We start from the raw sequence: 9,801 nt of genomic DNA, 5'->3' as shown, positions 1-9,801 counted from the left end.
AAAGCTCGGGAGGGGGGGAATTGGATCAGCGGGGGGGGGCCACCCCAGAGGAGGGGTGGGGTGTTTTCCCCGGTCGGGTGGGTCGTGAGTGGCGATTCGGGTTCTAACCCGAATCGCCACTCACGACCACCCCGACCGACGCGGTACCGCCGCCCCTCTCTCCACCCTTGCCCCTTAGGAGCGACGTGAAGCAGGTAGTGCAGAACTACAAGAGCGGGGAGCTGGCGCTCCTCGACGTCGAAGTGCCCGCGTGCAAACCGGGGGGTGTGCTGGTCCGCACCGCCTATTCGCTGATCTCCACCGGCACCGAGATGATGAAGGTGTCCGAGGCGAGCCTTTCGCTGGTGGGCAAGGCGAAGGCCCGGCCGGATCAGGTCGCGAAGGTGATGCAGAGCGTCGCGACGAACGGGCTCGGCGCCACGTACCGCAAGGCGATGAACAAACTCGACTCGTACACGCCACTGGGGTACTCGCTGTGCGGTGTAGTCGAGGAGGTCGGCGCGGGCATCGACGACGTCGCCGTCGGGGATCACGTGGCGTGCGCGGGGAACGAGCACGCGCTGCACGCGGAACTGAACTGGGTGCCCAAGAACCTGTACTCCAAGGTGCCCGACGGCGTCGACCCTCGGCACGCCGCGTTCGGCACGGTCGGCTCGATCGCGATGCAGGGTGTCCGCCAGGGCGAACCGCAGATCGGCGACATCGCGCTGGTCATCGGGCTCGGCCTGATCGGCCAGTTGGTCGTGCAGCTGCTGGTCGCCTCCGGGGTCCGCGTGGTCGGTGTCGACCCGGACCCGGCGCGCTGCGAGCTCGCCGAACGACTCGGGGCGCTGAAATGCGGTGATCCCGGATCGGGCGTCATCGACACCGCGGTCGCGGAGATCAGCTCCGGGCACGGCGTCGACCAGGTGTACCTCGCCGCGGGCGGCAGCACGAACGAGCCGGTGGAGCTGGCCGCGAAGCTGGCCCGCGACCGCGGCCGGGTGATCGACATCGGCAAGTGCTCGCTGAACCTGCCGTGGAACGCCTACTACGAGAAGGAACTCGACGTCCGGTTCTCCCGTTCGTACGGCCCCGGCCGCTACGACCCGGAGTACGAACTCGAAGGCCGCGACTACCCGATCGGTCAGGTCCGCTGGACCGAGCGCCGCAACCTCGAATGCGTCGTCGACCTGATGGGCAGCGGCCGTCTCGACGTCGAGCCGCTGATCTCGCATGTCTCGGCCTTCTCCGACGCCGTCGAGACGTACCGGAAGCTCAACGAGGGCGAGCTCAAGGCCGTCGCGGTGCTGTTCGAGTACGAGAAGCGCGCCGCTACCACCACCGAGCACGTCACCTCGGTCGCCCTCCCGAAGACGGTGACTTCGCGCGCGGTGCCGAAGCCCGGCAGCCTGCGGGTCGGTTTCATCGGCGCCGGCAACTACGCGTCCTCGATGCTTCTCCCGCATCTCGTGGAGATGGAGTACCTCGACCTCTTCGAAGTCGTCACCACGTCCGCGCTCTCGGGCGCGAACGCCAAGCGCAAGTTCGGCTTCGCCCGCACCTCCACCGACGTCGACGCGATGCTCGAAGACTCCTCGATCGACGCCGTGTTCATCGTGACCAGGCACAGCTCGCACGCCGAGCTGACCAGGAGGGCGCTGCTCGCGGGCAAGGCCGTCTTCGTCGAGAAGCCGCTCGCGCTGTCGGAGAAGGAACTCGAGGTCGTGCTCGGCGCGATCGAGGAATCCGGCAACGACCGGCTGCAGGTCGGCTTCAACCGCCGGTTCGCCCCGCTGCTGAACGAGTCGGTGCGCCAGTTCGGCCCGCGGATCGGCCCGGCTTCCGTGCGCTACCTGGTCAACGCCGGGCAGCTCGACGCGAACAGCTGGTACAACCAGGCCGACAGTGAGGGCTCGCGGTTCGCCGGCGAGGGCGGGCATTTCATCGACACGGTCAGCTGGCTGCTGGGCTCCGACCCGGTCTCCGTGTACGCCACCGCGACGCCCGGGCACCAGGACCTCCAGATCCTGCTGCGCTATCCGGACGGCTCGACGGCGTCGATCGCGTACACCACCAACGGTTCGTCGGCGTTCCCCAAGGAAACGATCGATCTCACCGCCGACGGCAAGGTGCTGAAATTCGACGACTTCGCGCGCGCGTCGGTGTTCGGCCGCAAGAAGTGGGCCAGCTCCCGCATCCCCAAGGGCCGGGACAAGGGGCAGGCCGCCGAACTCGAAGCGTTCGTCGACGCGCTGACCACCGGTGTCGCGATGCCGGTCTCGGTCGAGTCGCTCGTTTCGACGACGCTGGCCACGCTCGCGGTCAACCGCAGCCTGGAGACCGGCGCCGTGGTGCGGATCGGCACGGAGGGACTCGGCTGATGGATCCGTCCTGGTACCTGCGAAGACTGTCGCGGATGGGACCTGCCGAGATCGCCGGCCGGGTCACCGACGTCGTGCGCAAACGCCAGTGGCGCGGGGTCGCGGGGGAGAAGCCCGCCTGGCTGCCGGACCGCCGGTTCGTGACGGTGCCCGGTGAAGACGTCCTCGCCGCCGTTTCGGGCGAAGCCGTGAAGGATCTGCTCGTCACCGCCGACCGGCTGATGGACGGGCGCGCGGAGTACTTCGGCGTCGAGCGGGACGACCTCGTCGCCCCGGACTGGTCGTACGACCCGAAGACCGGCCGCCGCGCACCGTCCGATGTGTACTCCTTCGACATCCCGTACCGGAGCGAGGACGCCGTCGGCGACATCAAGCAGATCTGGGAGCCGTCGCGGCACCAGCACCTCACCGTGCTGGCCGCCGCGTACGCCCTGACCGGCGAGGACCGGTACGCCGAACGCGTCGCCGCGCACCTGAAGTCGTGGTGGGCGGCCAATCCGCCGATGCGCGGGGTGCACTGGGTCAGCGGGATCGAACTCGGTATCCGGCTGCTGTCGTGGGTGTGGGTCCGGCGCCTGCTCGACGGCTGGGCGCAGGCGCCGTCGCTGTTCGAGGACAACCCCGTGGCCCTCGGCCAGATCTGGCACCACCAGCGCTGGCTGGCGGCGTTCCCGAGCCGGGGTTCGTCGGCGAACAACCACGTGATCGCCGAGGACGCGGGACAGCTCGCCGCGGCCTGCGCGTTCGCCTGGTTCCCGGAATCCGCCGCGTGGCGGGACACGGCGCTCGCGTCGCTCGACAAGATGTTGCGGCACAACACCTTCGACTCCGGCCTCAACCGGGAACTCGCCACGGAGTACCACGGGCTCGTCCTGGAACTGGGCCTCGCCGGGGCGCTGGAGGCGAAGGCCTCCGGGGTCGCGGTGCCCGAGTCGACCTGGCTCGTGCTGCTTCGGATGACCGACGCTCTGGCGTCCATTGTGGACAATCGGCTGCGCCCGCCGAGGCAGGGTGACGCGGACGATGGTTTCGGCCTCATCGTCGACGGTGAGGACACCGGTCGTTGGGCCTCGCTGCTCGACACCGGGTCCGTCCTTTTCGGACGGTTGGACTGGTGGCCGGAGACCACGGGCGGGGACATCCGCACGCAGCTCTTCTCCGCGCTGGCCAAGGACATCCGGGTCGGCGCGCGGCGTCCGGTGCGGCGGCGGGACGACTTCGCCGACGCCGGGATGACCATCCTGCGGGACGGCGGGATCTGGTGTCGTTGTGACGGCGGGCCGCACGGCTTCCTGTCCATCGCCGCTCACGCCCACGCGGACGCGCTCTCGGTGGAGGTCCGGCACGACGGCGTCGACATCCTCGCCGACCCCGGGACCTACTGCTACCACGGCGAACCGAAGTGGCGGTCGTACTTCCGGTCCACGGCCGGGCACAACACGCTCGAACTCTCCCGCGCCGACCAGTCGGTCTCCGGCGGTCCGTTCCTGTGGACGAAACACGCCGTCACCACCGTGATCGCCGCGGGAACGCCGTCGCGCTGGAGCGCGGAGCACGACGGCTACGCGCCGTCCGTCCACCGGCGTTCGGTGGAGCTGGAAGGCACTGGACTGCGGATTCTCGACGAGGTCCGCGGTGGCGAGGCACAGCACTGCCGTCTCGCGTTCCACTTCGGGCCGCTGGTCGAGGTCTCGCTTTCCGGCGGGACGGCGACACTGTCCTGGACCGTCGGCGGCGAGGCTCGTACGGCTTCGTTCGAGCTGCCGCCGGAGCTGGGCTGGTCGGCGCATCGCGGCGAGACCACCCCGCCGATGGGCTGGTACTCGGCCGGGTTCGGCCGTCGCGAGCCGTCGTGGACCCTGCTCGGCAGCGGAACCGCCGTCGACGGAGCCACGTTCACCAGTGTGCTCACCTTCGAACCCGATAACGAGGATCCCCCATTGTGATCGCACGACCGCACCGCCTCCGCCGGGCAGCGCTTCTGGTGCTGCTCGGCTCGCTGACGCTCACCGCCTGCACCACCCCGGCCGAAGAGCCTGGACCGGATCCGGCCAAGGCGCCGTCCGGTGCGATCGCGCAGGTGTGCGACAAGCTGCCGGAGGGTCCGGCGGAAGCGCCGGCGGGGGCGGTGAAGATCGACCCGGCGGTGCCGGGCGACCTCGCGGCGAAGACTCGGTCGAGTCCGGCCGGGACGACGTTCTGGCTGGCACCGGGGACGCACAAACTCGGCGACGACCGCTACGACCAGGTCAATCCGAAGCCGGGAAACGTCTACGTGGGTGGTCCGAAGGCGGTCCTCGACGGCCGGAAGATCAACCAGTACGCCTTCGCGGGGGACGCCGCCGACGTCAAGATCCGGAATCTGACCGTGCAGGGCTTCGCCGCGCCGCACGACGAAGGCGTGGTCAACCACGATTCGGCCGACGGATGGGTCATCGAGCACAGCGCCGTCCAGGACAACGACGGCGCGGCGCTGATGGCGGGCGCGCGGCAGCAGGTCCGGGGCAACTGCCTGCGTCGCAACGGCCAGTACGGGATGAACGCCTACGCGCAGGACGGCGGCATCACCGGTCTCGTCGTCGAGGGCAACGAGATCACCGGCAACAACACCGGCGACTGGGAACGCAAGATCGACGGCTGTGGCTGCTCCGGAGGGATCAAGTTCTGGGAGGTCGACGGCGCCGACATCGTCGGCAATTGGGTGCACGACAACCGCGGCGTCGGGCTGTGGGCCGACACGAACAACAACGACTTCCGCGTCGCGGGCAACGTCATCGAGAACAACGACGGCTCCGCGCTGATGTACGAAACCAGCTACAACGCCGTGATCAGCGGCAACACCATCCGCCGCAACAACCGGGTGGACGGCAAGCGCTACATCGACCGCGGCGACAGCTTCCCGGTGGCGTCGATCTACGTGTCCGAATCCGGCGGCGAGCCGAGGGTGAAGGCGCGCACGGACAAGCTGGAGATCTCCGGGAACACGTTCGAGAACAACTGGAACGGCGTCACCCTGTGGGAGAACTCCGACCGGTTCTGCAACAGTCCGGCCAACACCTCGTCCGGCTCCTGCACGCGGCTGGTGCCCGAGCGGGCGAAATGCGCGCTGCCCGGGATCGCGGGCGGGCCGCTGAACGGCGACTGCCGCTGGAAGACCCAGCGCGTCGAGATCCACCACAACCGGTTCGTGCTCGACCCGGCCGTCGCCGGCTGCGAAGAGAGCTGCGCACGGATGGCGATGCTCGCGAACTTCGGCACGTTCCCGGACTGGTCGCCGTACAAGGGCGAGGTGGTCCAGCAGGCGATCACCTTCGACCAGGGCAACCGCCTCTACGACAACGTCTACTCCGGGCCGTGGAACTTCGTGGCGTTCGAACCGAGCCGGGTCCTGGGCTTCGGTGAATGGCAGGGCGCGCCCTACAAACAGGACCAGGGCAGCAAACTCACCCGTGCGGGAGGTGGCTGACATGCTCGATCCCGCGGTCCGGGCCGAACCGTCGATCCGCACGGGGATGCCCAAGGCGGTCGGCGTCGCCTGGACACTGTTGATCATCAACACCTTGGGCTCGACAGGGGCGAAGACGCTCATCCCGTTGCCGCGTTCGGTCAGCCAGCTGATCACCATGGGCGCGCTGGGCGCCGCGTTCGTGATCGCGCTCGCCCTGAACGCCCGGCTGCGGATCAGGCCGAGCGCCTATCTCTTCCTGCTCACCCTGCTGCTGGTGCTGAGTGTGGTCTCCAGCCTGAACCTGGAAGGCGGGTTCGGCGCGCTGTTCCGCTGCTTCCGGTTCGCCCTCTTCCTCAGCACCCTGTGGCTGCTGACACGGTGGTGGAACGGCGGTCTCGACCTCGTCCGCACGCATATCCGCGCCTACGGCGTGGTGCTGGTGACGGTGGTGATCGGGCTCGCGCTCGGCCCGGGCAACGCGATGCCGTTCGAGTACGGCGGACGGCTCACCGGAACGCTGTGGCCGCTGACGCCGCCGCAGGTCGGCCAGTACGCGGCCGTCGTCATCGGCCTGACGACGCTGTTGTGGCTCGGAGGGAAGCTGGAGCGGAAGCACGCGCTGGTCGTCATCGTCCCGGCGTTCGGGATCCTGCTGCTGACCCACACCCGCACCGCGATGCTCGGCCTGGTGGCCGGGACCGTGGTGGCGTTGATGTCGCAGTGGATGTCCAGCGCTCGCGCGCGCAAGGTGTTCACCTGGCTGGTACTCGGCGGGGGGTTCTGCGCGGTGGCGCTGAGCGGGCTGCTCCAGACCTGGTTTCTGCGGGGACAGTCCGAGGAGAACTTCTCCAGCCTCACCGGCCGTGCGAAGGTGTGGGACGCGCTGCTCGACGCGCCGCGGACAACGCTCGAATACCTGTTCGGTGTCGGGCTGACCGACAAGTCCTACGACGGGCTTCCGATCGACAGCAGCTGGCTCGCCGTCTACCACGAGCAGGGCTACGTCGGGATCGCGATCGTGGCGGCGTTCCTGCTCGTGCTGGTGGTGGTCGCGGTGCTGCGGCCGCCGTCGCCCGCCAGGGCTTGCGCGATCTTCCTGATCACCTACTGTCTTTCCGCCTCCTACACCGAGGCGGGCCTCGGCGACGCGTCGCCGTACCTGCTGCACTTGGCGCTGGCCGCGTCGCTGCTGGTGCGTGTGCCCGCCGAAGAACCCGAGTTCGTCAAGGAGCCCGTGTGAAGGTTCTCGTGATCCACAATCGGTACCGATCCGAGCAGCCGAGTGGCGAGAACAACGTCGTCGACCAGGAGACCGCGTTGCTGGCCGAGGCCGGGCACGAGGTCGGCCTGTTCGAGCGGCGCAGCGACGACATCGCCGGGATGTCGCTGCCGCGCAAGGCCGTCGTCCCGCTGCGGGTGCCGTGGAACCGGGCCGTGCGCGCGGAACTGGCGCGGCGACTGGCCGACGATCGGCCGGACGTCGTCCACGTCCACAACACGTTCCCGCTGCTGTCACCCTCCGTGCTGGCCGCGTGTGCCGACGCCGGGGTCCCGACGGTCGCGACCGTGCACAACTACACCCTGATCTGCCCGCCCGGCACGCTGTTCCGCGAGGGCTACATCTGCACCGACTGCGTGGGACGCAAGCCGATCCCGGCGGTGCGGCACGGGTGCTACCGTGGTTCGGGGCCGGCCACCGTGCCGATGGCGGCGAGCATGATGCTGAACCGGAACCGCTGGTGGACCGGGGTTTCGCGGTTCTTCTGCATCTCGAAGGCCCAGCGCGAGATCCTGATCGCCGCCGGGATGCCCGCCGAACGGCTCGCGGTGAAGTACAACTACGTCACCGACCCTGGCAAGACGCGCAAGGGCGCGGGGGAGCATCTGCTGTTCCTCGGCCGGATCACCGAGGAAAAAGGCATCGGTCTGCTGATGAAGGCGTGGGATCGGTTCGTCGCGGCGGGTGGCCCGGTGCCGCCGCTGGTGATCGCCGGCACCGGCCCGATGCAGGACGAGGTCGCGCGCTGGGCCCACGGCCGAGACGATGTCCGCTACGTCGGGCTTCAGTCCAAAGCGGAGTGCCAAGACCTGATCGTCCGCTCGAACGCCGTCATCGCCCCGTCCGAATGGCTGGAGGCGTTCGGACTCGTCGTGGTCGAGGCGATGGCCGCCGGTGTCCCCACCGTCGCCGCGGCCCACGGCGCCTTCCGCGAACTCGTCGAAGACGGCGTCACCGGCCTGCTGCACGAACCCGGGGACGCCGAATCGCTCGCGGCGCGGCTACGGGAGATCGTCGGCGACGCCGAACGGAACCAGGAAATGGGCTGGGCGGCACGGCTGGTGTACGAACAGGAGTTCACCCCGAAGGTCGGCCTCGAACGGCTCGTCGGCGGCTATCAGGCAGCGATCGACGCGTGATCACCGGTCCGCCCGCGCTCCCGCCGCGGGCGCGGATCCCACTCTGGGCGCTGGGCGCCTTCGGCTTCGTCGTCGCCCTCGTCCTCGGCCTCCGCTACGCTGGGACTTCCCACACCGCCGGCCTCGACGCCCTGGTGTTGGCGGTGGCCGACCGAGTGCAAGGCCCGCTCTGGTACGTGGCGACCGCCATCGACTTCGCGGGAGAACCGGTGGGCGCGATCGTCGTGATGGCGCTGTTCGGCTGGGTGTGCGTGCGGCACCGGCGGCCGCGGACGGCGATCCTGCTGGTGGCCGCCTCCGGGGTGACGGTGGCGCTGACCACCGGCCTGAAACCCCTGACCGGCAGGCTGATCCACGGCGAATTCCTCTCCTACCCGAGCGGTCACACGGCTTTCGCGGTCACCGTGGCCGCCGTCGTCGCGCTGTTGGTGATCGATGTGCGGGGTCTCGGCGTTCTCGGCGGGGCTTCGGTACTGGTGGGCCTGGTCGCTTTCGCCGGGCTCGCGATGGGGTGGGCCGAAGTGGCGCTGGGTGCGCACTATCCGACGGACACCTTCGGGGGTTTCGGGGTGGCTGTCGCGGTGGTGCCGGTGGTGGGGTGGGCGGTGGACCGGCTCACGCGGTCCGCTTGATCACGATGTTCGGCCGTGGCCGCGCTTGTGCCGTCCGGAACGCGGCGCGCAACTCTCGCTCGACCTCGTCCGGCTCGGTGCGCAGCCGGGACGGCAACGTCTGCAGCACGACGATCCCCGCGGCGACATAACGGGCGTTGCGCGCGACGGTGGCGCGATGGCCGTCGAGGTTCGCGTGGTGGCGGTAGGAGTCGATCTCCCAGGCGAAGGCGCACTCGTCACACCAGAAGTCCGGAGTGGCGATGTGGTTCCCGTTCGCGTCGAAGATCGGGACGTTCCAGTGGCCCGGCGAGAGACCGGATCTTCGCCAGAGACGCCAGGCGTCGGCCTCGGCGACGGATCTCGCGCCCGCCACGAGCGGAACGAGGGCCTTCCTGGGCAGGGCCGTTCCGTTTCGGCCTGCTCGGTCCAGCTCGTGGGCGAGCATTTCGGGGGTGCAGAAGCGACGTTGGACCGACTCGGCCATCATCGCCTGGATCTCGTCTTCGTCGGTGAGCCTGCGGGCGGCGTCGATGACGGCACGGGGGACAGGTGCGACCGGGAGATCTCCTCGGAAATGGGGACGAGGCAGGCGGTGAGTTCGCTCTATACGGACGAACCCGGCATCGGCCACGCCGCGGTTCGCCGGGATGAGGACATGGACTTCCCCCTGCTGAGGAACCCTTTCCAAACCGTGGCGGCGGAGTGCCCAAGCGCCGGTGAGCACCGCGTCTCGCCGGGCATGGAGCAACGCGGCGCGGACGCGGTGCTCATGAGTCGGTGGACCGCTGCTCAGCAGGACGACACCGGGGAGCAGCGTTCGCCAGGGGCCATCCGCCGCGCAGCGGCGAGAGATGGTCCGGCGCGGTACACCGATCCGTTCGAGATCGGTCGCGCGGACCACCTCCGGATGGTCCGGGGCGGTGAGCAGGGGGCCGGTAGGCCAGGTTCCTCTTCGCAC

General features: G+C 69.3%; 7 protein-coding genes. 6 read left to right on the top strand and 1 reads right to left on the bottom strand.

From position 1 onward, the window contains the following. Positions 1–185 precede the first annotated feature (185 nt). Genes AC069H_RS25655 through AC069H_RS25630 form a run of 6 tightly spaced genes read left to right on the top strand, consistent with a single transcriptional unit; the run spans position 186 to position 8,861 of the window. Positions 186–2,363, top strand: coding sequence for a bi-domain-containing oxidoreductase (locus AC069H_RS25655; protein WP_478234044.1), 2,178 nt, complete (start codon positions 186–188; stop codon positions 2,361–2,363). Next, positions 2,363–4,309 (top strand): heparinase II/III family protein, encoded by a 1,947-nt coding sequence (locus AC069H_RS25650; protein WP_478234043.1) that lies wholly within the window; start codon positions 2,363–2,365, stop codon positions 4,307–4,309. Before AC069H_RS25655 ends, AC069H_RS25650 begins: the two co-directional genes overlap by 1 nt. After that, positions 4,306–5,829 (top strand): right-handed parallel beta-helix repeat-containing protein, encoded by a 1,524-nt coding sequence (locus AC069H_RS25645; protein ID WP_478230826.1) that lies wholly within the window; start codon positions 4,306–4,308, stop codon positions 5,827–5,829. Before AC069H_RS25650 ends, AC069H_RS25645 begins: the two co-directional genes overlap by 4 nt. A gap of 1 nt (position 5,830) precedes the next feature. Next, positions 5,831–7,051, top strand: coding sequence for an O-antigen ligase domain-containing protein (locus AC069H_RS25640; RefSeq protein ID WP_478234042.1), 1,221 nt, complete (start codon positions 5,831–5,833; stop codon positions 7,049–7,051). After that, positions 7,048–8,229: a glycosyltransferase family 4 protein gene (locus AC069H_RS25635; RefSeq protein ID WP_478234041.1), complete on the top strand. Its 1,182-nt coding sequence runs from the start codon at positions 7,048–7,050 to the stop codon at positions 8,227–8,229. Before AC069H_RS25640 ends, AC069H_RS25635 begins: the two co-directional genes overlap by 4 nt. Beyond that, positions 8,226–8,861, top strand: coding sequence for a phosphatase PAP2 family protein (locus AC069H_RS25630; RefSeq protein ID WP_478234040.1), 636 nt, complete (start codon positions 8,226–8,228; stop codon positions 8,859–8,861). The genes AC069H_RS25635 and AC069H_RS25630 overlap by 4 nt, the downstream gene beginning before the upstream one ends. Here the strand turns inward: AC069H_RS25630 and AC069H_RS25625 are convergent. Then, positions 8,845–9,801, bottom strand: a complete 957-nt coding sequence (locus AC069H_RS25625; RefSeq protein WP_478234039.1) for a hypothetical protein — start codon at positions 9,799–9,801, stop codon at positions 8,845–8,847. The two genes, AC069H_RS25630 and AC069H_RS25625, sit on opposite strands and share 17 nt — an antisense overlap.

Source organism: Amycolatopsis sp. NPDC043887, assembly GCF_056435665.1.
Note: the sequence above shows the minus strand (reverse complement) of the source record. Positions and strands in the feature narration are given on the sequence as shown.

Bases quoted from the DNA above. Each gene is read 5' to 3' on its own strand.
- AC069H_RS25650 (WP_478234043.1), top strand. From the start codon at position 2,363: ATGGATCCGTCCTGGTACCTGCGAAGACTGTCGCGGATGGGACCTGCC.
- AC069H_RS25640 (WP_478234042.1), top strand. From the start codon at position 5,831: ATGCTCGATCCCGCGGTCCGGGCCGAACCGTCGATCCGCACGGGGATG.